The organism is Rhodococcus sp. P4_B6 (assembly GCF_056402215.1).
Genome location: NZ_JBFUHV010000092.1, coordinates 1 through 24,619 on the forward strand (window position 1 = coordinate 1; position 24,619 = coordinate 24,619).

The following is a 24,619-nucleotide window of genomic DNA, read 5'->3' on the forward strand; positions in this document are numbered from 1 at the left end:
CCATAGCGGAGGGGAAACGCCCGGTCCCATTCCGAACCCGGAAGCTAAGCCCTCCAGCGCCGATGGTACTGCACCCGACAGGGTGTGGGAGAGTAGGACACCGCCGAACATCCGTTACCGAAAGCCCCCCAACCATGTTGGGGGGCTTTCGGCATTTCACAACACTTTCACCCACCGCAACTTGATAACGCTGCGGTAACGTCCCCCCGGTTCCCCTTTGGCAGGTCCTTCGCCTGCGTAACGTGGCCCGGGCAGATCCGTTGGGATCGTGCCGTGCGGTGCGCGTCCTCCCGGATCACCCGAGGTGACGAAGGGGAATCTGTGGTGACGAGCACGATGTCGAAACAACGTCCGGCTGTCAGAGCGGCTGTCGCGTTCGCAGGCTTGATGGTGGCCGCCGGCTCCGTCGCGGGGTGCACGAAGACCGACACCGCGAGCGGCGGATCGCTCCTCCAGCAACTGCAGGACAGCGGAACGGTGACCGTCGGTTTCGCCGGCGAGGCGCCGTACAGCTTCGAGCAGGACGGAAAGTTGACCGGCGCCACCGTGGCGTTGCACCGGGAAATCTTCAAGAACCTCGGCATCGACAACGTCGAGGGCGTGAGCACCGACTTCGGAGCCCTCATTCCCGGACTGCAGGCCCGCCGCTTCGACGTCGTCAGTGCCGGCATGTCGATCCTGCCGCAGCGCTGCGAGCAGGCAGCGTTCAGTGAGCCGGAATTCAACTACACGACCGCGCTGATGGTGCCCAAGGGCAATCCCGCGAACCTCACCGACATGCAATCGGTGCAGCAGAGCGGGGTGCGGATGGCCGCGATGACCGGGGCGATCGAATCGGACTACGCGCAGCAACTCGGAATCGACGCGATGCAGGTGGCGTCGCCGCAGGACGGAATGGACGCCGTCGCCAACGGGCGAGCGGATGTCTTTGCGCTCACCGGGATCTCGCTGAACTGGCTGGCGCAGAACAACCCGCAGGTCCCGGTGGAGGTGACCAACTCGTTCGTCGCAGTGATCGACGGGGTGCCCCAGGTCGGCGCCGGCGGAACGGTCTTCCGGAAGGAGGACACGGAGTTGCGCGACGCCTACAACGCCGAACTCGCCAAGATCACCTCCGACAAGGAGAAGTACCTGTCGATCGTCGGACCGTTCGGATTCACCGAAGAGGAACTGCCCGATCCGAACCTGACCACCGCCAAACTCTGCGGCGAGACCGGCTGATCGACGCCGGGGTCTGCTGCCTGTGAAGGACAACATCGACGCGCTGCTGGATGCGTGGCCGAGCATCCAGGAAGGCATCGTCGTCACGCTCCAACTGACGGCGGGAGGCGCGCTCCTGGCGTTCGTGCTCGCGCTCGCTCTCGGGTTGGCTGCCCGTGCCCACAACATCGTGATCCGGGGATCGGCTCGCGCGTTCATCGAATTCTTCCGGGGCACTTCGCTGTTGGTGCAGTTGTTCTGGTTGTTCTACGTGGTTCCGCTGTTCGGCTATCTCATCGACCCGGTGCTGTGCGGGATCCTCGCGCTCGGGCTCAACTACGGCGCCTACGGAGCCGAGGTGGTCCGCGGTGCGATCAACTCGGTGCCGCAATCGCAGTGGGAGGCGGCGACGGCACTGGACTTCAGTCACTGGCAACGGCTGCGCCGGGTGGTCTTCCCGCAGGCGTGGGCCGAGATGATTCCTCCGCTGACGAATCTGCTGATCCAGCTCCTCAAGGGCACCGCGCTCGCGAGCTACATCCTTTTGCAGGACTTGACCTTCGAGATCGACCAGCTGCGGYAGACGACCGGGAACACGCTCTTCGCGTTCGGTGTGGGGCTCGTCATCTATTTCGTCATCGGCTATGTGCTGACCCTGCTGATGAACGCGCTCGAGGTGCGGGCGAAGAATCGCCTCGGCACGGGGCCGTCTCTGCGTGAAATCTTCAGTCTCGCACCGTCCGATCCACGGGGATTGGAGGCGGCGAAACAATGAGTGCCCACTGGAGCTGGGACCGCGCATTCGAGGCTCTGCCCGTGCTGCTCGAGGGTTTCAAGATCACCCTGATCGCCACCGTGCTCGGGTTCCTGATCTCCGTCGTACTCGGACTCGTCATCGCGTTGATCCGGCAGGCCGCACCGCGGTGGGTGAGTGTGCCGGTCCGCGCGGTCAGCGAATTCATCCGGCTGACCCCGCTCGTCGTGCAACTGCTGTTCGTGTACTACACGTTCACGGGACTGTCTCCGCTGCAGATCGGTGTGGTGGTGCTCGGAATTCATTATTCGACGTACATGGCAGAGGTGTACCGGGCGGGGATCGAAGCGGTGCCCGTCGGTCAGTGGGAGGCGGCGCGGGCGTTGTCCATAGCGCCGACCCGGACGTGGCGGGCGATCATTCTGCCGCAGGCCATCCGTCGCGTCGTCCCGGCGCTGGGCAACTACGCGGTGTCGATGTTCAAGGACACCCCGTTCCTGTTCGCCATCACTGTGGTGGAGATGGTGACGGCCGCACAACAGTTCGGTGCCCGGCACTTCCAGTACCTCGAACCGTTGACGCTGGCGGGTGTGATCTTCCTGCTCGCCAGCTACCCGACGTCCCTGCTCATACGGCGATTGGAGAGACGTCTTGCCCGATGACGCGAGCGCAGCAACCCCGATGATCCGATTCGACGACGTCGTCAAGCAGTTCGGCGACCATGTCGTGCTCGATCACCTGGATTTTCAGGTCGAACGCGGCGACCGTGTGACCCTCATCGGTCCGAGCGGATCGGGGAAGACGACGATCCTGCGGCTGCTCATGACCCTCGAGAAGGTGAACGACGGCGTCATCTGGGTGGACGGAGCGCCGCTGACGCACGAGGAGAAGGGCAGCAAACTCGTTCCGGCGTCGGAGAAGTACGTGCGCCGGATACGACGCCGGATCGGCATGGTCTTCCAGCAGTTCAACCTGTTCCCCAACATGAACGTGATCGAGAACATCACCGAAGCGCCTATCCACGTGCTCGGCCTGGACAAGGCCGCGGCCGCGAAGCGGGCACGCGAGTTGCTCGAGACGGTCGGTCTGTCGGACAAGGAGACCGCGCACCCGACGCAGCTGTCCGGTGGTCAGCAGCAGCGGGTCGCGATCGCGCGAGCCCTGGCGATGGACCCCGACATCCTGCTGCTCGACGAGGTGACGTCGGCACTGGATCCGGAGTTGGTGGCGGACGTCCTCGACGTGCTCAGGGACGTCGCGCGCACCACCGACATCACGATGCTGATCGTCACACACGAGATGCAGTTCGCGCGGGACGTGTCGAACCGGGTGATGATGTTCGACGCGGGCCGCATCGTGGAAGAAGGCGACCCGGCCACGATCTTCACTGCGCCGAAACACGAGCGCACCAAGGCGTTCCTGAAGGCTGTACTGGCCGACTGATTCCCGGACTAGCGTGAGGTGGTCGCGAGTTCCGTGTCGTCGGCGGGAGCGCGCCGTGCCAGCCTGCCTGCCATCCACGCGCACACCAGCAACTGCAGTTGGTGGAACAGCATGAGCGGCAGCACGATCAGGCCGATCGGCTGGCTGGCGAACAGGACGGTGGCCATCGGAAGACCGGTGGCGAGGCTCTTCTTCGACCCGCAGAACGTAATCGTGATCTGATCGGCCCGGTCGAACCCGAGTCGCTTCGACCCGAACCAGGTGAGGGACAGGACGATCGCGAGCAGCACCGCGCACACCGCGAGCAGGCCGAGGAGCCGGCCGACGGACAGCGTGCCCCAGATGCCCTCGTTCATTCCTTCGCTGAATGCGACGTAGACGACCAGCAGGATCGACCCCCGGTCGACGAGCTTGAGCGGTGCGCCGTGCTTCTTCACCCACGGACCGATCCACCGTCGCACGGCCTGACCGGCGATGAACGGGAGCAGCAGCATGACGAGGATGCCGATCGCGGAGGACGCGTCGAAACCCGCACCCTCGCTCGTCATCAACAACGCCACGAGCAGCGGAGTGACGACGATGCCGAGGATGTTGGAGAACGACGCGCTGACGATCGCCCCGGGCACGTTGCCGCGGGCGATCGACACGAAGGCGATCGACGACTGGACGGTCGACGGCAGGAGGCAGACGTACAGAAGGCCCAGATACAGCGGCTGGGTCAGGATCGTCGGGACCAGCACGCGTGCGGCGATTCCGAGGAGCGGGAAGATGACGAACGTCGCCGCGAGGATGGTGAGGTGGAGCCGCCAGTGACGCAGGCCCTGCAGCGCCTCCTGTGTGGAGAGCCGGGCGCCGTAGAGGAAGAACAGAATTCCGACAGCAACCTTCGTGGCCCAGGTGAACGCCGTCAGGGCCGTGCCGTCAGCGGGGAGCAGGCTGGCGATCCCGACGGTGATCAGGATGCCGATGATGAACGGATCGAGTCTTCCGAGCAGCGGGATCTTGGTCAGCATGGTTCGACCGTAAGGAATCCGCGGATATTTCGAAAGGCGATAGTGACGTTTACTGTAATGCTGAACCGTGATAACAATGGATCATGTTCGATCCGGTTCACCTGCGGAGCTTCCTGGCGGTCGCGCGCACCAGGAGCTTCACCGCCGCCGCCCGGCGCCTGGACCTGCGGCAATCGACGGTCAGCCAGCACGTCGGCAAACTTGAGAACGCCGCCGGTCGCCGCCTGTTTCTGCGGGACACGCATTCGGTCGAACTGACGGCGGACGGCTCCGTGATGGTGGGGTTCGCGACGTCGATACTCGAGCGGCACTCGGACGCCGAACGCTACTTCACGCAGTCCGGGGTGCGCGGACGCGTCCGGTTCGGCGCGTCCGAAGATCTGGTTCTGCACGAACTCCCCCGGATTCTGGGCGAGTTCCGGCGCAGCCATCCGCTCGTGGATCTCGAACTCACCGTGGCGTTGAGCGAAGTGCTGTTCCGGCAACTGCACGAAGGCCGGCTGGACCTGGTCTTCGGGAAGCGTCGCCGAGGAGACCGGCACGGGGAACTGGTGTGGACCGACCGGTTGGCGTTTTTCGCCGCACCCGATTTCGTGCCGGACGCCGAGGGCCCGGTGCCGCTGGTGTCGTACCCGCCGCCGTCGATCACGCGGGCAGCGGCGCTGGACGCCCTGGAGAAATCCGGGCGCGGCGCGCGCGTGGCCTGTGTGACGGACAGCTTGAACGGGTTGCGGGCCGCCTGCCTCGCGGGTCTCGGCGTCGTGTTCCACGCGGAGACCCTTCCACCCGCGGGGCTGGTTCCGGTGCGGATGCGTTCGCGCGACGAGTGGGGGCCCGCGGTCGACGTCGAATTCGTGCTGGAGCCCCGCCGGAGCGTTCTCAGCGAACCGGAGCAGGCGTTGCGCGCCGCCATCCTCGAGAACGCGGATCGACTGCGCGCGTGACCTCGGTGGGAGGGCTGCCCCACCGAGGCCGTCGAGCTTTCAGAAGATGAGGACGGACAGCGCTGTGGACAGCACCAGGCCGGACACCACCGGCACGAAACACTTCCGGGCGAGTTCGAGGACGGGCACCCGGGCGAAACCGGCCACCGCGATCAGCGACGACCACGCGACGAGCGTTCCGCCGCCGGACCAGATGTTTCCCATCTGACCGATCGCAGCCAGGGTTGCGGGATCCATTCCGACCGCGGGTCCGAGTGCGCCTGCGAGCGAACCGGTCAGCGGCAGGCCCGTGAAGCCGGAGCCTTCGAGTCCCGCGATCATTCCGATGGCGAGAATGCCGAACGACGTGACGAACGCGTTCTGGGGCAGGTGGGACTGTGCGGCGTTGACCAGGTCGAACAGCAACGTCGGACCGGTCGCGTCCGCGGGAAGCCCGAGAATGGCGGCGGAGAAGTCACCGTTGCCGATGAAGAAGAAGCCGGCGATCGGGATCACGATGCCCATCGCCTTGAACGCGAAGACCAGGCCGTCGATCAGGTGCTCGGACGTCGTTTCGAGGAAGCCCTTCTTGTCGTTGGTCGCGGCGGCCGCGAACAGGATGAGCGCCGCGATTCCGCCGACCATCGCTGCCGCGTCGCCGCCCTTGAGGTCGGGCACCAGGTCGGTGAATTTGCCGACCATGAGGTAGACGATGAACGCCAGATACGCGGTGGGCACGAGCACCGCGAAAGTCTTTGCGGCGCGGATGCTCTTGAACGTGTCGTCGATGACCTGCCGCGCCGACGCCGTGACAGGTTCGGCGAGGACCGCCGTCGACGTCTGTGGAGCGGTAGTCGTCGCCGCCTCGGCCGGTGCGGGACCGGTCGTCGTCCCGCCGCCGGTGGGGGCCGCACCGCCGTCGGGGGCGTCGCCGACGGGCTTGCCGAAGTCGCTCTCCGCGCGTGACTCCCAGTCGGTGAGCAGTTCCGGCGCGGGGCGGCGCATGTGCCTGCGCTGCGTGACGTAGGCGATGACGAGCGCGGTGAGGCCGACGATCAGGGACATCACCAGGGCGCGGTCCGCGACGACGTCCGGATCGACGCCCGCCGACTTGGCCGACAGGCCCGGCGCCACCTTGATGATGTAGTCCGAGGACAGCGCCATGCCCTGCCCGCAGATGGCGATGGCCATGCCGACGGCCATCGGGGGAAGGCCGGCGCGAATGGCGACGGGGATGAGGACGGCGCCGATCAACGGAACCGCCGGGGTGGGCCAGAAGAACAGCGAGATCGTGTAGGTGACGACGGCCAGGACGATGAAGCTGCTGGTGCCGCCGCGCATGACGCGCCGGAACGGGGCGACCATCAACCTGTCGGCGCCCATCTGCCGGAGGGCGCCGAGCATTGCGGTCACCAACGAGATGATGAGGAAGATGTTGAAGAGCTCGCGGGCGGCGACGAGGCTCGCGTTGAAGATCGACGCGAGACCGGTGACGAGGCTGTCGGAGAACACGAACGCGGTCAGGAACGTGCCGATGACGGCGGGGACGACGATGTTCTTCCGCATGAGCATCGTCCCGAGGATGACGACGATTCCTCCGAGATACACCCAATGTGCGGCGGTGAGACTTACATCCACGGTGCGCCCCTTCGAAATAGGTACAGACTAGTGGCACTAGTCACAGTGCAGTGATACTGCGCGGGGCGTTTTCCAGGGTCAACGTCCAGAGTGCACATCGATAACCAGCGTATTTGTGCATTGTGCCCGGCATTTTTCCGCAGGGTTGCTTGTTGTCACGCGTAAGTAAAGGAATGCTCGGGAGAGGCTCTTTCCCGGAATCTTGTGTTCATAATTAGGATTGCCTAACCAAATTTGGGGGCGGGCGTGTCAAGGGTTGCCCGGCGAGAACGGGCATCGCCGAAGCGCGAATTCTCGGATGAAAGTGGACTCTATGATGACGGCGATCGGTCAGGCGCGGAGCGCAACCGCGAGTGAGGAACGAGGACCGGGCACGTCGCCCGCGCTGGCGGCGCTGCTCGCCGGAACGTTCGTCGGCACGGTCAGCAACAACATCGTCAACGTTCCGCTGAACGCGATCCTCACGGACTTCGACGCCGGACTCGGTGGCGGCATCTTCGTCGTCGTCGGATTCCTCCTCACGTTCGCGACGACGATGCCGCTGGCCGGGTGGATCGGGGACCGGTTCGGTCGCAGGCGCGTGTACTGCGCCGCCCTGCTGGGGACCGCGGTCTGTTCCCTCGGCGCGGCGCTCGCGCCGTCGCTGCCCGTGCTCGTGCTGTGGCGGTCGCTCGGCGGGATCGCGGCGGCCGCGTTCGCGCCCGCGGTCATGGGGCTGATCGCGTGGCTGTTCGGGCCCGCGCGGCGGGCGAGCGCCGTCGGCGCGTGGGCGGCGGTGAACGGCATCGGTCAGGCCGTGGGTCCGTCCATGGGCGGAATCGTCAGCGACTGGTGGGGCTGGCGGTGGGCGTTCGTGCCACTGGTGCCGGTCGCCCTGATCGGATTCGCCGCGACCCTCCGCTACATCCCGAGATACCCCGGCAAGAAGATGCGGCTCGACGTGATCGGGGCGCTCACCGTCACACTCGGGGCGGCCCTGCTGATCCTCGGTCTCACGACCGTCTCGCAGGAGCAGGTGCCCGCCTGGGCCAGCATCGCGACCATCGGCCTCGGAGTCGCCGTCATTGCCGCGTTCGTGATCCACTGCAGGCGGGCGGCGAACCCGTTCGTGCCCATCGACCTGGTGATCGAATCACGTTTTCTGCGTAGCGCTCTCGCCGCCTTCACTCAAATGTTCGCGCTGGGGGCAGTATTGCTCGCGCTTCCGCTCTACCTGACGGGCTCGGGCAGTTCGACCACGCAGGCCGGGCTGATGCTCTTCGTGCTGCCGGTCGTCATGACGTGCGTGGCACCCGTCGTCGGGCGTCTCGTCGACAGGATCGGGGCCCGGGTGGTGATGCGATCCGGTCTGGCCGTGTTGATCGGTAGCCAAGTGGCACTGGCGATCACGTTGTCCGCCGACGTCCGGAACCCGGTCGCGCTCGGAGCCGTACTCGTCGTCGCCGGACTGGGAATCGGCATGGTTCAGACGCCCGCCGCGGCCGGTTCGACCCGGTCGCCCGCGGGGGCCGTGGGGACGGGTCTGGGACTGTTCAACCTCATCCGCTTCGGCGGCTCCGCCGTGGGCGCCGCCTGGGTCGGCGTGTCCGCACACCTGGCGTCCGATCCGTACGGGCTGCTGTTCGTCGTCGCCGCCCTCGTCGTTGTCGCAGGATTGGCCGGGACCTTCATCGGCGAAGACCCGGTGGCCGCGTGAGGTCTAGCGAGTCACGATCTCGTTGTTGACCGTGTCCTGCACCTGGGAGAGCAGATCGAGCCGGAGCGCCAGCCACAGCGTGAACTGGTTCTCCGGTTCCCGGATGTCCATGCCGATGAGCCGCGACGTGCGGTCGAGCTTGGCGATCATCGTGTTCCGGTGGATCCGGAGCCGCCGCGCGGCGGCGTTGATGTTGCCGCCTTCTTCGAGATAGGCGAACAGCAACTCCTCGGTGTCGGCGTGCGAATTCGACGCCCGAAGGGGGCCGAGAACGTCGCGGATGAGCCGACGGCTCTCGTCGGTGTCGGTGGCGCGGGCGAGCACGCTGAACCCGCGCAGGTCGTTGTAGGCCACCGAGCCGGACAGCCCCAGCCGCTGGGCGATACCCAGGGTGATGCGGGCCTCGCGGTAGCTTTCCCCGATGTCGCGGGCGCCCGCCGCCGGGCGACCGTGGGCAACGGGAATCCGCTGGCCCAAACGGGTTTCGAGATCGAGCGCCATGGCGTGCGCGTACTCGCCGATCTCCGAGTCGACGCCGGGGGCGCCGGCGGAACTCAGGGATCGGATCACCACGAGCACGTCGCCGATGACGGTGACATGAGAACGTACGCCCGGACGGGGGAGCACGCCGGCGGCGTAGCGAGCCAGCCGGACCATGCTCGCGCCGGGTCGTCCCGCCGCCCGATCGACGAGACCGGGAGCGACGAACACGATGTAGTGCAGGTCCAGATCGATCTCGTGCAGTGCGGCCCGGGTGCGCAGGTCGTGGTCGTTGGCGAAGTTGCCGTGCACCAGGGCCTGAACGAAGTCGCCCCGGGCCCGCTCCTCGGCCTCGTCCACGCTCCGCTGCCGGAGMATCTCGGTGCCGATGATCGTCCCGGCCTGCTCGACGACCACCCGGTGCTGCGCGATGTCGTGCCTGCGCGGGTTGGCCCCGGGCACGATGACGACGACCCAGCCCTCGTAGCGGCCTGCCAGTTGCATCGCCCCGGCGACCGCCGTCGTGGGGGCGAACAGTCCATCCGGATGCTCCAGGCGGATCACGTGCACGTTGTGCATCCGTGCCGGTGGCGATTCCTCCAACCGCGGCAGGGCGTCGGCGAGCGCGTCGAGCAGCGCGACGGTGCCCGCGTCCTCGGCGTCCGGAAGTCCGGCGTGCGCGAGGAGGCGTCCCCGGACATCCAGAGCGACCGCGACGTCCGAGGTCAGCGCCGCGACCTCGCGGATCAGCATCGGCAGGCCCGCCCCACGGTGCAGCAACCCCGCGAGCGACTGATGCACGGTGAGCGCATAACGCATCACGTGCGCTTCCTGGGTGAGTGCGCGCTCGGCGAGGAGTCGGTTGAGCGCCGTGAACCCTACGGGAAATCCCAGTTCCACGACCGTCAGTCCGGTCGGCCAGGTGATGCCTACGGGCGCCGACCCGTCGACCAGGAGGACGCCGGCACCCCGCGCCACCAGCGACTCGAGTTCGCGTCCGGGTGCGGACAGGGTTTCGGGCCGGGTGTAGACGGCGACCTCGGCGAGCGAGTCGGGCCTGCTCATCACCTCACCCCACGGCAGGCACCACGTCACCGGGCCGCTCAGGGCATCCGTGCCGGACAGCACCCGGGCCGACGCGAGCAGTGGCTCTTCGAGCAGGCCGCGCAGCGACAGTCGCTCGTCGTCCGCGTTCGGCGTCGTGGTGTCGTCCACTACGGACCTCCTCGGCTGGAGTCGAAAGGTGCAGTATGGCGGAGCGCGCACCTGCACTGCCTATGCACTATGCCCTGATTTCACGGAAATTGCCGGATAGTTTGACCATGGTTCCGCCGGCGATGCCGGTGATAGAAATCGGTGCATCACTTCCTCCCGAATACGCAACGGAGAAGACCATGCATCAGGTTCACCGCATCACCCTCGACGACGCACTCCCGCTGCTCGCCGCGGGACGCGCGAAGGCCGAGGAAATCGGCGTCAAGCAGACCCTGTGCGTCTGCGACGACGGCGGCAACGTCCTGGCCCTGCACCGACTGCCCGGAGCGCGCCTCACCGGAGTCGACATCGCGATCGCCAAGGCGTTCACCGCGGCCGGCCACGAGCGGGCCACGCACCTGTTCAACGAGGCCCCGGACGGCCCCGCTCTGCCCGGGAACGAGGCATTCGGCATCAGCCACATGCTGCCGGGCAAGTTCGCGGTGTTCGTCGGCGGATTCCCCCTCGTCTTCGACGGCCAGATCGTCGGCGGCATCGGGATCAGCGGCGGAAACGGCAAGCAGGACAAGGCGGTCGGAGCGGCGATGCTGGCCGAGTTCGAAGCTCTCGCGGTAGTGCGCAACTGACAAACTTCCCGGTGTGCCGACAACGTGCACATCGAAACCGTTCCGACACAGTCACTTCGACCGTGGTCGCCCCGATCTCGAGTCGATACCGTCGAATTCACTCCAGTCGGAGCATTCCCCAACCATCTCATACCCGAGGAAGACGAGGCACATCATGACCGAACTGCTGGGCAGGGACGAATTCCGCACAGCTCTGGAGAACGCCATCAAGGGCCGCGAGGCGAAGAACGCGTCGTTCAGCAAGGCCTGGGCCGAGGGCAAGCTCGAGAAGCACCATTTCGCGCGGTGGGCGGAGAACCACTACCACTACGTCGGTCCCTTCGCCGACTACCTCGCGAATATCTACTCGAACACCCCCGACACCTTCACCAATGCAAAGGATTTCACCCTCCAGAACATGTACGAGGAGGAACTGGCCGACATCCGGCACACCGACCTCCTCATCAAGTTCGCCGAGGCGTGCGGCACCACGAAGGAACGCGTCGAGGATCCGTCGAACATGAATGCGATCACCCGCGGATTGCAGTCCTGGTGCTACGCGGTGTCGCAGCGTGAACACTTCGTCGTGGCCACCGCCGCACTCGTCGTCGGACTCGAGTCGCAGGTTCCGAGCATCTACAAGAAGCAGATCGTCCCGCTGCGTGAGGTGTACGGGTTCACCGAGGACGAGATCGAGTTCTTCGACCTGCACATCACGTCGGACGTCGTGCACGGTGAGCGCGGATACCAGATCGTGCTCGACCACGCGGACACCCCGCAGCTGCAGCAGCGTTGCCTGCAACTCGTGCAGTGGGGAGCCGAGATGCGCTTCTCGTACACGAAGGGTCTCTACGACACGTACGTGGCACCGGACCTCACGCTCGCGACCGCCTGACCGTGCGAAGGGAGGGGCCCGGACCGGGCCCCTCCGGACGCAGGCCGCCCGACAGGAGAGAACGATGGAGACGAACTGGACCCGGCTGGTCACCGTGCGCGAACTCGGCCGCCGCCGGAAGCTTCGAGTCGAGGCCGGGGACACCGCGATCGCCCTGTTCCAGACCGACGACCGGATCTACGCCTTCCGTGATCTGTGCGTCCATCAGGATCGGTCGCTGGCGAAAGGCACACTGCTGCACGGGCGCGTCATCTGCCCGGGCCACCAGTGGGCGTTCGACCTCGACACCGGCTACGAGGAAGACCAGGACCTGTGCCAGCCGACCTACGCGGTGAAGGTCGAGGACGACGTCGTCTACGTGGATCTCACCCGCAGCCCCGATTACGCCGAGACCGCGACTTCGCCGGCCGAAGTCGACTGAGAGAGCGAGTGACACCATGACGCTGAACACCATCGTCACCATCGGTGCCGGCCAGACCGCCGCTGTCGCGGCGCGCACCCTGCGGCGCCGAGGGTTCGACGGCAGGATCCTCCTCGTCGGCGACGAGCCGCACGCGCCGTATCAGCGCCCACCGCTGTCCAAGGAATTCCTCGCCGGGCAGGAGGACCGCGAATCGTTGATGCTCCTGCCCGACGCATGGCGAGACCAGCAGAACGTCGAACTCCTCACCGGCACGACGGTGACGCGGATCGACGCGAGCGGCGGATCGGTCGAACTGTCCGACGGGCGGAGCATCGCGGCCGATGCCGTCCTCGTCGCGACCGGCGGCAGGCCGCGCACGATGCCGGTGACCGGCCCCGCACCGGAACGGGTGCACTACCTGAGGACGATCGACGACGCCGAACGGCTCGCCGCCCAGCTTCGCCCCGGCGTTCGACTGGTGCTGATCGGCGGCGGTTTCGTCGGACTCGAAATTGCTGCCACCGCGCGAACTCTCGGCGCGGAGGTGACGGTCCTCGAGGCGGACGCGGTGCCTCTCGCCCGGATTCTCGGGCCCGAGATGGGCGATGTCTGCACGCGGTTGCAGCGCGAGAACGGCGTCACCGTACGCGGCGGCGTCCGGGTCGACGCCGTGACGACCCGGCCGGACGGCGTGCTCATCGCGCTCGAGGGCGGAGACGTGATTGAGGCCGACGTCGTGGTGGTCGGGATCGGGATCGTCCCCAACGTCGAGGTCGCGCAGGCCTCCGGACTGGCCGTCGACGGCGGAATCCTCGTGGATGCGCAGGGGCGGACGTCGGTTCCGCACGTGTACGCCGCCGGCGACGTGGCGGCCCGATTCTCCGACGCGGCAGGCAGGCACGTGCGCGTCGAACACTTCGACAACGCGAGTAAACAGGGGGCCGCGACGGCGAACCTGATGCTCGGGCGCGTCGGGGTCGTGGACCCCGCGCACTGGTTCTGGTCCGATCAGTTCGGCAAGAACATCCAGTTCACCGGCGCCGCCACCTACACGGACCTGGTATTCCGCGGCGACGCCGACAGCGGCGAATTCACCGCCTTCTATCTGGACCGCGGCGTCGTGCGCGGCGCCTTCACACTCGACCGCGGCGAGGAGATCGGCGCGGCCAGGGAACTGATCGGCCGGGCGATCGCACCGGCCCGATTGGCGGACGAGGGCGTCGACCTGTTCGACCTGATGGACGAGGACGACGAGAAATTGGTGACGGTGTCATGATCGAGGGACTCAATTTGATCGACGGGCAGTGGGTTCCGTCGTCCTCGGGCGAGGTGTTCGAGCGGCGCAACCCCGCCGACCACCACGACGTGATCGGCGTGTTCCCCGATTCCACCGAGGCGGACGTGGATGCCGCAGTCGGCGCGCTGGCCAAGGCGGCGCCGCAGTGGGCCGCGACGCCCCCGGAACGCCGCGCGGCAATTCTGGAAGGCGCGGCCGCGCACCTCGAGGCGCAGGCGGCCGAACTCGTCGACGAACTCGTTCGAGAGGAGGGCAAGACCCGGGCGGAGGCGACGATGGAAGTCGGCCGCACTCCGATGAACCTGCGCTTCTACGCGGGTGAGGCGCTCCGGACCACCGGCAGCACGTATCCCACCCCGGGCGAGGGACTGGTCATCACCCTGCGCGAACCCGTCGGCATCGTCGGCGCGATCACCCCATGGAACTTCCCGCTCAACATCCCGTCACGCAAACTGGGACCGGCCCTCGCCGCGGGAAATGTCGTGGTGTTCAAACCGTCCGAGTTGACGCCGCTGATGGGACAGCGGCTGGTCGAGGCACTGCTGGCCGGGGGGCTTCCGGCCGGGGCCGTCGCTCTGGTCCAGGGCTCCGGCCGCGCCGGCGCCGCAATCGCGGCGGACGAGCGCGTCGACGCCGTGACGTTCACCGGCTCCACCGGCGTGGGCCGCGCGATCCACGCGGCGGTGGGTCCGTCGCGCCGGAGTCAACTCGAGATGGGCGGCAAGAATCCCGTCGTCGTCCTCGACGACGCAGACGTGGACAAGGCGGCAGCGCTGATCGTCAAGGGCGCCTTCGGGTTGTCCGGGCAGGCCTGCACGGGCACCAGTCGGGTGATCGCGGTGGGCTCGATCCACGACCGGTTGCTGGACCGCGTGGTGGAACTCGCCGGCGAGATCACCGTCGGGCCGGGCGCGGACCCGGGAGTGGGGATGGGTGCTCTCGCGAGCGCGGGGCAGCTCGCCAAGTTCCTCGAGTACGTGCAGATTGGCCGTGACGAAGGCGCCGAACTGGTCTGTGGCGGAACCAGTCTCGACAGCGAGAACGGCTATTTCGCCGTCCCGACCGTGTTCGCCGGAGGCAGCCCGGACATGCGGGTGGTGACGGAAGAGGTGTTCGGACCACTGCTGGTATTCTTGCGGGCCGCCGGCTTCGACGAGGCGGTCGCACTCGCGAACGACACCGAATTCGGGCTCAGCGCCGGAATCGTCACCAACGACGTGACCAGGGCGCTCGCGTTCGCAGGCCGTTCCGAATCGGGCCTGGTGAAGATCAACCAGCCCACCACCGGCATGAGCATGAACGCGCCGTTCGGCGGGTACAAGGCGTCGAGCACGCAGACCCACAAGGAACAGGCGGGGGACTCGATGATGCAGTTCTACCAAGCCGAAAAGACCGTCTACCTCAGCCCTTCGGCCTGAGACCGACCTGTCGACAGAGGGAGAAGACCATGGAATTCACTCGCGTTGCGCGCTCCGGACAGGTTTCCGAAGGCATCGTGCGCCGCTTCTTCGCCGGTGACCACGAGTTCGCCGTGGCCCGCCTGAACGGGAAGGCCTACGCCACGTCCAACTACTGCACGCACCTGGACTGCCTGCTCTCGTCCGGGAAACTCGTGGACGACGGCATCGGATGTTCCTGCCACGGAAGCGTGTTCGACCTCGAGACCGGTGAGCCCGTGTGCCCGCCGGCGACGGTGGCCATCAAGACCTATCCCGTAGAGGAACGTGACGGCGAGATCTTCGTCGGCATCGACCCGGACGACATGAGCTCCATTCCGCGCCGGCGGGCCGCGCGGGGGTGCATGAAGTGAACCCTCGACCGTCCACCCTCTCCACCGACGGCATGGTCTCGTCCAGTCATCCCGCGGCGAGCACGGTCGGTGCGCGCGTACTCGCCGACGGCGGCAACGCGATCGACGCGACACTGGCGATGGCCGCGATGACCTGGCTGACGTTGCCCGGCCAGTGCGGGATCGGCGGCGACGCGTTCGCCGTCGTCCGCGAACCCGACGGAACGGTGTGGACGGTCGGGGGCAGCGGCTTCGGGCCCGACGGCGCCGACGTGGACTTCTACACCGAACGCGGGCTGCGGTCGGTTCCCCTCGACGGGGCGCTGGCGGTGGCGGTTCCCGGAGCGCCGGCCGCCCTCGCCGCACTCCACGCGGGTGGGGCCACCCGCTCGCTGGGGGATCTCTGGGCGCCGGCGGTCCGCGCGGCCGAGAAGGGGCTGCCCTGCTCGGCCAAGACTCGCGACGACGTGCGAGAGGCGCAGGCCGCGATCGCCGCCGACCCCGGACTGCGTGCCGTGTATCTGCCGGGCGGGCGGTTACCGCAGGTCGGGGAGTTGCTGCCGCAGCGCGATCTGGCCGGATTCCTCCGTCAACTGGCGCGCGACGTGCACGGTTTCTACACCGGCTCGTTCGCTCGGCGGGCCGTCGACGCGCTCCGCGCCGGAGGGGCGCCGTTCGGCGGGGACGAGTGGGAGGCAGGCGCCGACGTGCGACCGGAGTCCGCGATCAGCGGCCACTACGCCGGCGCGGTCGTGCACCAGACGCCGTTGCCCACACCCGGATGGATGGTGCTGCAGCAGGCAGCGCTGAATGATGGCGTCGTCGGCTTCTCCCCGTGGCTGACCGCTCCGGCCGTCGACCGCATGGCGAGAGCGGCGCGCCTGGCGTTCGAGGATCGGCTCGCGACCTGCGGCGCCGGCAACGACGGGTGGCAGGCGGTCCTCGAGCCGGCCGCGGTCGGGTCGGCGCGGGACCGGCTGGACGGTCACCGGGCGTCGTCGGGAGCCTTCAGTGTGAGCGCGGGAGACACCACCTCCACCGTCGCGGTGGACGCCGACGGCCGTGCCGTCAGTTTCATCCACTCCCTCGCCTTCACGTTCGGCGCCAAGATGACCGTCCCCGGCACCGGGGTGGTGCTGAACAACCGATACGGCCGCGGGGCCTACCTGATCCCGGGACATCCGAACGCCGCGGCGCCGCGGCGCAAGCCGCTGCACACCCTCAACGCGTGGGTCGTCACCGACACGTCCGGGAATCTGCTGCACGTCGGCAACACCCCGGGCGGGGACGGGCAGGTGCAGTGGAACATGCAACTGATCTCGCACCTGCTCGACCACGGACTCGACCCGGCGGAGGCCGTCGCGGCCCCCCGCTTCACGGTCTTCCCCGGCAGCGACGCCGACGTGGTCGGCCGCCCGGCGGAACTGCGCTGCGAGTCCCGTATCCCGGAGAAGGTGCGTGCCGAGTTGGAGCGGCTGGGTCACGACGTCGCGGTGCAGGGGCCGTGGGCGGCAGGCGGCAGCGCTCAGATCATCTCCGTCGACACCGCACGCGGACTGCTGTCCGGTGCCGCCGACCCTCGTCAGGAAGGGATAGCGCTCGGTGTCTGAGCCGGAATCCGTCCCGCGGCCGCAGGGCCGCTACATCCCCGCCGTCGTGCACGACGGGATCGCGTACAGCGCGGGGATGACACCGCGCCGCGACGGGGTGCTGACCGTGGCCGGTGTCGTCGGACGAGACCTGGACATTCCGCGGGCCCGGGAGGCGGCCGGGTTGGCGGCGAGAAACGCGATCGCCGCCGTCGCCGCGGCCGTCGGTGGCACGGCCGCCATCTCCCGGTGCCTGCGGATGAGCGTCTTCGTCGCGTGTGCCCCGGACTTCCGCGAGCTGTCCGCGGTGGCCGACGGTGCGTCCGACGTGCTGGTCGAATGCCTGGGACCCGGCGCGCTGCCGGTGCGCAGCGCGATCGGCGTGTACGCCCTGCCGTCCGGCGCGCCCGTGGAGATAGAGCTCACAGTGGCCGTCTCGGCATAGACCCGTCCTCGGCTCAGGAGTATAAATACATCTTGTGTCTATGTTGTATTCCGCCGCGGAGCAGGCCTATCGCGAGGTCAAGGAACTCATCCTGTCGGGCGGCCTGCCCGGCGGTGAGCTGATCAGCGAGGGCGAGATCGCCGGACGGATGGGGCTCAGCCGCACCCCGGTGCGCGAGGCCTTCCTCCGGCTCGAGGCCGAGGGCTGGATGCGGCTGTACCCGAAGCGGGGCGCGCTCGTCGTGCCCGTCGCGGACGGCGAGGCGGAACACGTGGTCGACGCCCGCCAACTCGTCGAGACACACAGCGTCCGGGTGCTCGCCGATCAGCCGCACGCCCGCCAACTCCTCGTCGCCCGCCTGCGCGAGAACCTCGCGGAGCAGCGCGAGATCGCCGCACGAGGCGACGTCGCGGCCTTCAGCGCCGCCGACGCCGACTTCCACCGGATGATCGTCGAGGCGGGCGAGAACCCGCTGCTCGCGACGTTCTACTCCAGCATCCGCGAGCGCCAGCGCCGGATGACGGCACACTCCATCACCCGCGACCCGGGACAGCTGCCCAGGATCATCGCCGACCACGAACAGCTGACGGAACTCGTCGAGGCCGGTGACGCCGCCGGCTTCGACGCCGCGGTGCTCGTCCACATGCGCCAGGTCCACGCCCTCAACCCGAGAGGAGTTGCGCGATGACCGCCGTCCGCGAATACCCGACGGAGATGCCGCAGGCCCTCGCGTCGCCGCGCGCCTGGATGCTGGTGGCCGCGACCATGTTCGCCGTCGCCTGGGGTGGCAACGAGTTCACGCCGCTGCTCGGGATGTACCGCGCCGATCACGGATTCTCACCGGTCACGGTCGACCTGTTCCTGTTCGCCTACGTCGTCGGGATCGTGCCCGCCCTGCTCCTCGGCGGACCACTGTCCGACCGGCTGGGACGACGGCCGATCCTGCTCCCCGCGCCGTTCCTGACGGTCGCCGGCTCCGCACTCCTGGCCCTCGGCGCCGACTCCGCGGCGATGCTCATCGTCGGCCGCGTCCTGTGCGGCGTCGCGCTCGGCCTCGGCATGGCCGTCGGCGGCAGCTGGGTGAAGGAGTTGTCGACCCCGCCGTGGGATCCCGCGGCCGCGGACGGTGCGGGTGCGCGGCGGGCCGCGATGAGCCTGACGGGTGGGTTCGGCCTGGGTGCCGGTGTCGCCGGTATTCTCGCGCAGTGGGCGTCGCTGCCGAGCGTCCTGTCCTACGCCGTGCACAGTGCGATCGCCGTCGCCGCAGCCGTCGCGCTGTGGCGGGCCCCCGAGACCCGCGCGGCCCAGCCCGTCTCCGAACGAGTCTCCCTCGCCCGCGACCTCGCGATCCCGTCCGCCGCGCACAAGCGGTTCCTGTTCGTGATCGTGCCGCTCGCGCCGTGGGTGTTCGGCACGGCGGCCGCCGCCTACGCGGTGCTCCCGTCGCTGATGTCCCGGAACACCGGTGGGCTGCCGCTCGCGTTCTCCGCGCTCATGTGCATGGTCGGCCTCGGGGCGGGTTTCGCCATCCAGGCTCTCGGCCGCAAGATCGACACTCCCCGGAACGCGCGGGCCGTCGTGGTCTCGCTCGTTGTCGTCGTCGCCGGAATGGGTGTCGCGGTGATCGCGGCGTCCGCGCTGACCGTCCCGCTCGCGCTCGCCGCGGCCGTCGTGCTCGGCTGCGGATACGGCATGGCGATGGTGTCGGGACTGCAGGAGATCCAGCGGATCGCGGGCCCGGACGACCTCGCCGGACTGACCGCGGTCTTCTACTCGCTGACGTATCTGGGGTTCGGGACACCCGTCGTGATGGCGTACCTGTCCGAGACGTTCCCGGCGGTGACGTACTCGAGAATGTTCGTGTTCGGGGCGGTCGCGGCCGTCGGCTGCCTCGCGCTCGCCCTCACGAAGTGGCGCGCGCACCTGCCGAATTCGGAAGCGGCGTCAGATCACATCGACGGCAGCGTCTTCTCCCCGAGCCACGAATCCCACAGCAGGCGCAGCGATTCGTCGGTGTAGTGGGCGGCCAGATCGGTGAACTGCTCGCTCGTGACGGTGGAGTGGCGATGGGCCAGGGTCCACTCGCGCAGCAACGCGAAGAACTTGTCGTCGCCGAGCCGGCGCCGCAGCGCGTGGAGCGTGAGCGCGCCGCGCTTGTAGACGCGGTCGTCGAACATCAGCTGCGGTCCCGGATCGGCGATCATCAGGTCCTGTGGTTTACGGGCCAGGCCCTGATGCGCCTGCAGGGCGAGTTGGTGCGCCGAATGTCCACCGGAATTCTCCGACCAGATCCACTCGGCGTAACAGGCGAAGCCTTCGTGCAACCAGATGTCCCGCCACTGGCCGAGCGTCAGGCTGTTGCCGAACCATTGGTGGGCCAGTTCGTGCGCCACCAGACGCTCGGCCCAGCGCCTGCCGGTGCAATGGTTGGCGCCGAAGATGGACAGTCCCTGCGCCTCGAGCGGGATCTCCAACTCGTCGTCCGTCACGACCACCGTGTAGTCGGCGAACGGGTAGGGGCCGAACAACCGGGAGAACACGTCCATCATCTGGGGCTGTCGGCCGAAGTCCACGTCGAACGACGCTCGTAGCCGCGGCGGGTGGACGGCGAACATGGGAACACCACCGGAACCGAACCTGCGGCGCTCGTACGGCCCGATTTGGATGGTGGCGAGGTAACTCGGCATCGGCTCGGTCTGCTCGTACACCCACGTCGTCTGACTGGCCCGGGTCTGTTTGCTCACCAGCGCGCCGTTGGCCACCGTGTAGTACGGCGAATCGGTCGTGATCGCGATGCGGTAGCTGGCTTTCGAGCTGGGATGGTCGTCGCACGGGAACCAGGACGCCGCCCCGTTGGGCTGACTGGCGACGAGGGCGCCCTCGGACAATTCCTCCCACCCGACCTCACCCCACATGCTGCGGATCGGTTTCGGCGAACCCCCGTACTGGATGGTGAGCACGAGAGCGCCGCCCGGGGGGATCTTCTGCGCGGGCGTGATGATCAGCTTGCCGTTGCGGTGCAGCCACTTCGTGTTGCGGGAACCGTTGGCCGCGACCTTCGTGACGTGCATGCCGGCCGCCAGGTCCAGGGCGAACCGGGAACGTACCGCGGTCGTGACCGCGGTGATCGTGGCCTTGCCCGTCAGCCGGTTGCTGTGGACCTTGTAGGTGAGGTCGAGTTCGTACCGGGACACCCGGTATCCACGGTTGCCGTTTTGGGGGAGGTACGGGTCGACCGGCTCGTCCATCCCCTTGTCGGACTTCACGTGGCCGCCCAGGGGGCGATCGGGTTCCCCTGCCACCGCGTGGACGGCGGCACGGAGTCGCCGCGCATGACGAGGGAGGCCGGTCCGACCGTGCCGCCTTCGCCGATCCGGGCGGCGGGCAGCGCGACACAGTGCGGCCCGAGGGTGGCTCCGGCTCCGAGGATGACGGTGTCCATGGACATGATCCGATCATGGAACAGGTGAGTCTGCACCACGCACCCCCGTTCCACGGTCGCCCCGTCGCCCAGCGTCACGAGATCGGCCTCGGGGAGCCAGTAGGTTTCACACCACACCCCCTTGCCGATGGTGGCGCCGAGGCCGCGCAACCAGACGTTCAGCACTGCGGTGCCGGTGGCGGCGCGCGCGAACCAGGGTGCGGCGACGGTCTCCACGAACGCGTCCGACACCTCGTTCCGCCACACGAACGAACTCCACAGCGGGTGTTCGATCTTGCCGATCCGACCCACCACCAGCCACTTCGCGATGACGGAGATCAGTCCGGCGGCCGCACCCGCGACGAGGAGCACGAGCCCGCTGGCCAGCGCCGCGAGCCAGAAACCGACGCGGCCGGYCATCACCTCCACCGCGAACAGCACGCCGAGCCCGATCCCGAACGTCACCATCACGGGAAGGAGACGGCACGTTTCGACGACGGCACGAGCGACCTTGAGCCGGAACGGCGGACGGAACGTGCGGGAGGCGTCGGTGTCGCCGGGCGCCCGGCGGAGGCGGACAGGCGGACTGCCCAGCCAGGAGGAACCGGATTTCGCCTTCGACGGCGTGGCCGACAGCACGGCGACGAGACCGTTCTTGGGGACCCGCCTACCCGGGCCGGTCATCCCGGAGTTGCCGAGGAACGCGCGCTTGCCGACCTTCGCGTGCTCGATGTGCATCCAGCCGCCGCCGAGTTCGTAACTCGCGATCATCGTGTCGTCGGCGAGGAACGCGCCGTCCGCCACGGTCGTGAACTTCGGCAGCATGAGGACGGTCGACGCTTCCACGTTCTTGCCGATCCGGGCGCCGAGCAACCGCAGCCAACCCGGTGTCAGCAGGCTCGCGTACAGCGGGAACAGGAACGTGCGGGCCGAATCCATGAGCCGTTCGGTGGCCCACACCTGCCAGCCGATGCGACTACGGACCGGGTGGTAGCCCTCGCGCAACCTGATCGACAGCAGCCGGACGGACACGACCGTGAGGACGGCGAACACGGCGAGGCTGACGAGCGTCGCGACGGGGAGGATCACCAGCGACTGGAGTGCGGCCGCCCCGACCGTTGCCGCGTCGCGGATCCACCACCCGACGACCACGATGCCTGCGACGAGGGCGAAGATCGGCAGTCCGGCGATGAGCATGGACGTCACGCCGAACGCGGGAACCCAGTAGGCCGCGCGGCGCGGGGTCCCTTCCGGCCACGGGTGGACCGCCTTGCCGACCTTGACCGCCGGTGAACCGGCCCAGTGCTGATTGGCCTTGACGCGTCCGAACACGGCGGAACCGGCCTCGACTTCGGCGTTACGTCCGATGGTGGCGCCGGGCAGCAGCGTCGATCGCGCGCCGACCGAGGCGCCGGGGCCGATCTTGATCCCGCCGATGTGCACGACGTCGCCGTCCACCCAGTGCCCGGACAGGTCGACCTCCGGTTCGACGGAGCAGCCGTCGCCGAGTTCGAGCATGCCGGTGACCGGCGGCAGCGTGTGCAGGTCGACGCCCTTGCCGACGTCGGCGCCGAGCGCCCGCGCGTAGTAGAGCATCCACGGGGCCCCGGACAGGTTCGCGGCGCCGCTGGCCTCGGTGAGGCGCAGTGCCACCCACAGTCGCAGGTGTTCGCTGCCGCCGCGGGGGTACGTTCCCGGCTCGAGCCCGCGCAGCAGGATCCGTGAACCGAGCACCGAGATGGCCATCCGGCCGACCGGGCTGATGAACGCGAAGAACGCGAGCAGAATCCACCACCACGACACCGTCGGCGCCCAGGACACGGTCGTGAACCAGGAGAAGACGTTGTTCGCGATCGCCAGCCACGTCACCCACTGCAGACCGGTGAGCGTGGTGAGCGGGACCGTGGCCGCGATCTGCGCGAGCTGGCTTCGCCGCGGAGTCGGGGTGACGATGCGGGGTTCGGCGGCGTCGATCGGCGCCAGCTCGTCGAGGTATTCGGCGAGGGAACCGAGCCGCGGATGATCGTAGAGTTGCGCGACAGTCACTTCGGGGAACCGTTCGCGCAGCGCCGTGACCAGCTGGGCGGCGGAGAGGGAACCACCGCCGAGTTCGAAGAAGTCGTCGTCGGTTCCGGTGATCTCGGCGCCCAGAATCGACGTCCACAACTCGGCGACCCACGCCGGTGTGCCCTCGAGGCCAAGCTTCTCCGCGGCGTCGTCGACGCCCGGCGGCGGCCAGGGAAGGGCGTTGCGATCGACCTTCCCCGACGTGCGGGTGGGGAGTTCGTCGACCAGCACCAGCCGCGGGACCAGCGCAGCCGGAAGCTGGCCGGTGAGCGCGGTGTGCGCGGCCTTGAGGTCGAAGTCGGGGTTGGTGCTGGCCAGGTAGCCGACGAGGATCTGGTGACCGGCGCCGGTCCGGCGCACGGCCGCGGCGGCGCCGCCGACGCCGGGGAGGTTCTGCAGCGCGTTGTCGACCTCGCCCAGCTCGATCCGCCTGCCGCCGAGTTTCACCTGGTCGTCGGCGCGGCCCTGGAACAGCAGTCCGCGGCGGTCGAGGCGGACCAGGTCGCCGCTCCGGTAGGCCCGATCCCAGCCGAGCGTCGGCATCGGGGCGTACTTCTCGGCGTCCTTCGCCGGGTCGAGGTACCGGGCCAGGCCGACACCGCCGATGACCAGTTCGCCGACCTCGCCCTCGGGTACGGGTTCGCCGGATCCGTCGACGACGGCGAGGTCCCAGCCGTCCAGCGGGAGGCCGATGCTGACCGGGCTCCGACCGTCCATCAGGGCGCCGCAGGCCACGACCGTCGCCTCGGTGGGCCCGTACGTGTTCCACACCTCGCGACCGTCGACGGCGAGGCGTTCGGCCAGTTCGGGCGGGCAGGCCTCGCCGCCGAAGATCAGCAGGCGCACGGCCTCGAGGGCCTCGGCGGGCCACAGCGACGCCAGAGTCGGCACCGTCGAGACGATGCTGACGTCGCGGGCGACGAGCCACGGGCCGAGGTCCATGCCGCTGCGCACCAGCGACCGGGGTGCGGGAACCAGGCAGGCGCCGTGACGCCACGCCAGCCACATCTCCTCGCAGGACGCGTCGAACGCCACCGACAGTCCGGCGAGCACCCGGTCGCCGGGCCGGATCGGGTCTTCCTGCAGAAACATCCGGGCCTCGGCGTCCACGAACGCTGCCGCGTTGCGATGATTCACCGCGACACCCTTGGGGGTGCCGGTGGACCCGGAGGTGAAGATGATCCACGCGTCGTCGTCGACGGTCGGCGGGCGGGCGCTCGGCGCGTCGGCCCTGGCCGGTGCGGTGCCGGCCATGATCCCGGTACCGGTCACCACACACCGCACCTGCGCCTCGCCGAACACGAGTTCGGCGCGTTCTTCGGGGTCGTCCGCGTCGACCGGCACGTACGCGGCGCCGACGGCGAGCGTCGCCAGAATGGCGACGTACAGCGAGCACGACCCGGACGGCATGCGGATTCCGACACGATCGCCGGCCCCGACTCCCGATCCGGCGAGGACGTCGGCGGTCTGCCGGATCTCCTCGAGCAGTTCCTGGTACGTCAGCGACGTGGTGCCGTCGTCGATCGCGGGGGCTTCGGGGTTCGCCTCGGCCGTCGCGAACAGGATGTCGACGAGGGTGCGCGGCGCCGGTGCGAATTCACGGCGGAGGAATTCCCGGGGTATACGGAGCGACAGGTCCGAATCCGTCGGCGACTGGAGAGACAATCCAGGATTCCTTCTCTGAGCGGGTAGTGGTGCGTACGGCTCGTTATCTCACGATCAAGTGGCCAGATGGTGAACAGTTGG

Annotated in this window: 21 protein-coding genes and 1 rRNA gene; 17 read left to right on the top strand and 5 right to left on the bottom strand. The window is 68.3% G+C overall.

Annotation, left to right across the window (positions count from 1 at the left end; genetic code table 11):
• The 5 genes from rrf to ehuA all read left to right on the top strand — a co-directional run.
• Nucleotides 1-109: ribosomal RNA gene (gene rrf, locus AC1DWT_RS31800) — 5S ribosomal RNA — on the top strand; the annotation flags it as partial.
• Between the two features lie 227 nt (nt 110-336).
• Entirely contained in the window at nt 337-1,221 is an 885-nt protein-coding gene (ehuB, locus tag AC1DWT_RS31805; protein WP_206014508.1) for an ectoine/hydroxyectoine ABC transporter substrate-binding protein EhuB, read from the top strand.
• Between the two features lie 22 nt (nt 1,222-1,243).
• Entirely contained in the window at nt 1,244-1,975 is a 732-nt protein-coding gene (gene ehuC, locus AC1DWT_RS31810; protein WP_477923710.1) for an ectoine/hydroxyectoine ABC transporter permease subunit EhuC, read from the top strand.
• On the top strand, nt 1,972-2,616 hold the full coding sequence (ehuD, locus tag AC1DWT_RS31815; protein WP_072947317.1) for an ectoine/hydroxyectoine ABC transporter permease subunit EhuD: 645 nt from the start codon (nt 1,972-1,974) through the stop codon (nt 2,614-2,616). The genes ehuC and ehuD overlap by 4 nt, the downstream gene beginning before the upstream one ends.
• Before the next feature lie 19 nt (nt 2,617-2,635).
• On the top strand, nt 2,636-3,397 hold the full coding sequence (gene ehuA / locus AC1DWT_RS31820; RefSeq protein ID WP_095862971.1) for an ectoine/hydroxyectoine ABC transporter ATP-binding protein EhuA: 762 nt from the start codon (nt 2,636-2,638) through the stop codon (nt 3,395-3,397).
• An 8-nt stretch (nt 3,398-3,405) separates the two neighbouring features.
• Here ehuA and AC1DWT_RS31825 read toward each other — a convergent pair whose 3' ends face one another.
• Nucleotides 3,406-4,410, bottom strand: a complete 1,005-nt coding sequence (locus AC1DWT_RS31825) for a bile acid:sodium symporter family protein (protein WP_072947319.1) — start codon at nt 4,408-4,410, stop codon at nt 3,406-3,408.
• Nucleotides 4,411-4,493: 83 nt separating this feature from the next.
• On the opposite strand from AC1DWT_RS31825, the gene AC1DWT_RS31830 reads away from it, so the two are divergent.
• A complete protein-coding gene (locus tag AC1DWT_RS31830; RefSeq protein ID WP_477923714.1) occupies nt 4,494-5,354 on the top strand; it encodes a LysR family transcriptional regulator in 861 nt (286 codons plus the stop codon).
• Between the two features lie 39 nt (nt 5,355-5,393).
• Here AC1DWT_RS31830 and AC1DWT_RS31835 read toward each other — a convergent pair whose 3' ends face one another.
• Complete coding sequence (locus tag AC1DWT_RS31835; protein WP_072947321.1) at nt 5,394-6,971, bottom strand: hypothetical protein; 1,578 nt, start codon at nt 6,969-6,971, stop codon at nt 5,394-5,396.
• A 313-nt stretch (nt 6,972-7,284) separates the two neighbouring features.
• On the opposite strand from AC1DWT_RS31835, the gene AC1DWT_RS31840 reads away from it, so the two are divergent.
• Nucleotides 7,285-8,667 carry an MFS transporter gene (locus AC1DWT_RS31840; protein WP_378679103.1) on the top strand — a complete coding sequence of 461 codons (1,383 nt, stop codon included), beginning with the start codon at nt 7,285-7,287 and terminating at the stop codon, nt 8,665-8,667.
• A gap of 3 nt (nt 8,668-8,670) precedes the next feature.
• Here AC1DWT_RS31840 and AC1DWT_RS31845 read toward each other — a convergent pair whose 3' ends face one another.
• Nucleotides 8,671-10,362, bottom strand: coding sequence for a PucR family transcriptional regulator (locus AC1DWT_RS31845; protein WP_477923716.1), 1,692 nt, complete (start codon nt 10,360-10,362; stop codon nt 8,671-8,673).
• A gap of 179 nt (nt 10,363-10,541) precedes the next feature.
• Here AC1DWT_RS31845 and AC1DWT_RS31850 point away from each other — a divergent pair, with 179 nt between their 5' ends.
• From AC1DWT_RS31850 to AC1DWT_RS31895, 10 genes are all read left to right on the top strand, one after another.
• Nucleotides 10,542-10,988, top strand: coding sequence for a GlcG/HbpS family heme-binding protein (locus tag AC1DWT_RS31850; RefSeq protein WP_072947392.1), 447 nt, complete (start codon nt 10,542-10,544; stop codon nt 10,986-10,988).
• A 154-nt stretch (nt 10,989-11,142) separates the two neighbouring features.
• A complete protein-coding gene (locus tag AC1DWT_RS31855; RefSeq protein WP_072947323.1) occupies nt 11,143-11,862 on the top strand; it encodes an iron-containing redox enzyme family protein in 720 nt (239 codons plus the stop codon).
• Nucleotides 11,863-11,926: 64 nt separating this feature from the next.
• Nucleotides 11,927-12,283: a Rieske (2Fe-2S) protein gene (locus tag AC1DWT_RS31860; protein ID WP_087559799.1), complete on the top strand. Its 357-nt coding sequence runs from the start codon at nt 11,927-11,929 to the stop codon at nt 12,281-12,283.
• A 16-nt stretch (nt 12,284-12,299) separates the two neighbouring features.
• Complete coding sequence (locus AC1DWT_RS31865; protein ID WP_477923718.1) at nt 12,300-13,541, top strand: NAD(P)/FAD-dependent oxidoreductase; 1,242 nt, start codon at nt 12,300-12,302, stop codon at nt 13,539-13,541.
• Nucleotides 13,538-14,980, top strand: coding sequence for an aldehyde dehydrogenase family protein (locus AC1DWT_RS31870; protein WP_477923721.1), 1,443 nt, complete (start codon nt 13,538-13,540; stop codon nt 14,978-14,980). The genes AC1DWT_RS31865 and AC1DWT_RS31870 overlap by 4 nt, the downstream gene beginning before the upstream one ends.
• Nucleotides 14,981-15,009: 29 nt before the next feature.
• Complete coding sequence (locus tag AC1DWT_RS31875) at nt 15,010-15,372, top strand: Rieske (2Fe-2S) protein (RefSeq protein ID WP_072947327.1); 363 nt, start codon at nt 15,010-15,012, stop codon at nt 15,370-15,372.
• Nucleotides 15,369-16,961 carry a gamma-glutamyltransferase family protein gene (locus AC1DWT_RS31880; RefSeq protein ID WP_095862975.1) on the top strand — a complete coding sequence of 531 codons (1,593 nt, stop codon included), beginning with the start codon at nt 15,369-15,371 and terminating at the stop codon, nt 16,959-16,961. The genes AC1DWT_RS31875 and AC1DWT_RS31880 overlap by 4 nt, the downstream gene beginning before the upstream one ends.
• Nucleotides 16,954-17,385 carry a RidA family protein gene (locus AC1DWT_RS31885; RefSeq protein ID WP_095862976.1) on the top strand — a complete coding sequence of 144 codons (432 nt, stop codon included), beginning with the start codon at nt 16,954-16,956 and terminating at the stop codon, nt 17,383-17,385. Before AC1DWT_RS31880 ends, AC1DWT_RS31885 begins: the two co-directional genes overlap by 8 nt.
• 40 nt (nt 17,386-17,425) lie before the next feature.
• Entirely contained in the window at nt 17,426-18,073 is a 648-nt protein-coding gene (locus AC1DWT_RS31890) for a GntR family transcriptional regulator (RefSeq protein WP_095862977.1), read from the top strand.
• Nucleotides 18,070-19,404, top strand: a complete 1,335-nt coding sequence (locus AC1DWT_RS31895) for an MFS transporter (protein WP_477923724.1) — start codon at nt 18,070-18,072, stop codon at nt 19,402-19,404. The genes AC1DWT_RS31890 and AC1DWT_RS31895 overlap by 4 nt, the downstream gene beginning before the upstream one ends.
• Here AC1DWT_RS31895 and AC1DWT_RS31900 read toward each other — a convergent pair.
• Both AC1DWT_RS31900 and AC1DWT_RS31905 read right to left on the bottom strand, forming a co-directional pair.
• The gene (locus tag AC1DWT_RS31900; protein ID WP_072947393.1) at nt 19,335-20,633 is read right to left on the bottom strand and encodes a M1 family metallopeptidase; all 1,299 of its coding nucleotides are present in this window, start codon (nt 20,631-20,633) and stop codon (nt 19,335-19,337) included. The two genes, AC1DWT_RS31895 and AC1DWT_RS31900, sit on opposite strands and share 70 nt — an antisense overlap.
• 14 nt (nt 20,634-20,647) lie before the next feature.
• The gene (locus tag AC1DWT_RS31905) at nt 20,648-24,538 is read right to left on the bottom strand and encodes a Pls/PosA family non-ribosomal peptide synthetase (RefSeq protein WP_477923726.1); all 3,891 of its coding nucleotides are present in this window, start codon (nt 24,536-24,538) and stop codon (nt 20,648-20,650) included.
• Between the last annotated feature and the right edge of the window lie 81 nt (nt 24,539-24,619).

Excerpts from the sequence above, each read along its gene's own strand:
- AC1DWT_RS31825 (WP_072947319.1), bottom strand. The coding sequence starts at position 4,410 with ATGCTGACCAAGATCCCGCTGCTCGGAAGACTCGATCCGTTCATCATC.
- AC1DWT_RS31865 (WP_477923718.1), top strand. The coding sequence starts at position 12,300 with ATGACGCTGAACACCATCGTCACCATCGGTGCCGGCCAGACCGCCGCT.
- AC1DWT_RS31860 (WP_087559799.1), top strand. The coding sequence starts at position 11,927 with ATGGAGACGAACTGGACCCGGCTGGTCACCGTGCGCGAACTCGGCCGC.
- AC1DWT_RS31850 (WP_072947392.1), top strand. The coding sequence starts at position 10,542 with ATGCATCAGGTTCACCGCATCACCCTCGACGACGCACTCCCGCTGCTC.
- ehuA (WP_095862971.1), top strand. The coding sequence starts at position 2,636 with ATGATCCGATTCGACGACGTCGTCAAGCAGTTCGGCGACCATGTCGTG.
- AC1DWT_RS31895 (WP_477923724.1), top strand. The coding sequence starts at position 18,070 with ATGACCGCCGTCCGCGAATACCCGACGGAGATGCCGCAGGCCCTCGCG.
- AC1DWT_RS31890 (WP_095862977.1), top strand. The coding sequence starts at position 17,426 with ATGTTGTATTCCGCCGCGGAGCAGGCCTATCGCGAGGTCAAGGAACTC.
- AC1DWT_RS31840 (WP_378679103.1), top strand. The coding sequence starts at position 7,285 with ATGATGACGGCGATCGGTCAGGCGCGGAGCGCAACCGCGAGTGAGGAA.
- AC1DWT_RS31875 (WP_072947327.1), top strand. The coding sequence starts at position 15,010 with ATGGAATTCACTCGCGTTGCGCGCTCCGGACAGGTTTCCGAAGGCATC.
- AC1DWT_RS31855 (WP_072947323.1), top strand. The coding sequence starts at position 11,143 with ATGACCGAACTGCTGGGCAGGGACGAATTCCGCACAGCTCTGGAGAAC.
- ehuD (WP_072947317.1), top strand. The coding sequence starts at position 1,972 with ATGAGTGCCCACTGGAGCTGGGACCGCGCATTCGAGGCTCTGCCCGTG.
- AC1DWT_RS31830 (WP_477923714.1), top strand. The coding sequence starts at position 4,494 with ATGTTCGATCCGGTTCACCTGCGGAGCTTCCTGGCGGTCGCGCGCACC.
- ehuB (WP_206014508.1), top strand. The coding sequence starts at position 337 with ATGTCGAAACAACGTCCGGCTGTCAGAGCGGCTGTCGCGTTCGCAGGC.
- AC1DWT_RS31870 (WP_477923721.1), top strand. The coding sequence starts at position 13,538 with ATGATCGAGGGACTCAATTTGATCGACGGGCAGTGGGTTCCGTCGTCC.
- AC1DWT_RS31900 (WP_072947393.1), bottom strand. The coding sequence starts at position 20,633 with ATGGACGAGCCGGTCGACCCGTACCTCCCCCAAAACGGCAACCGTGGA.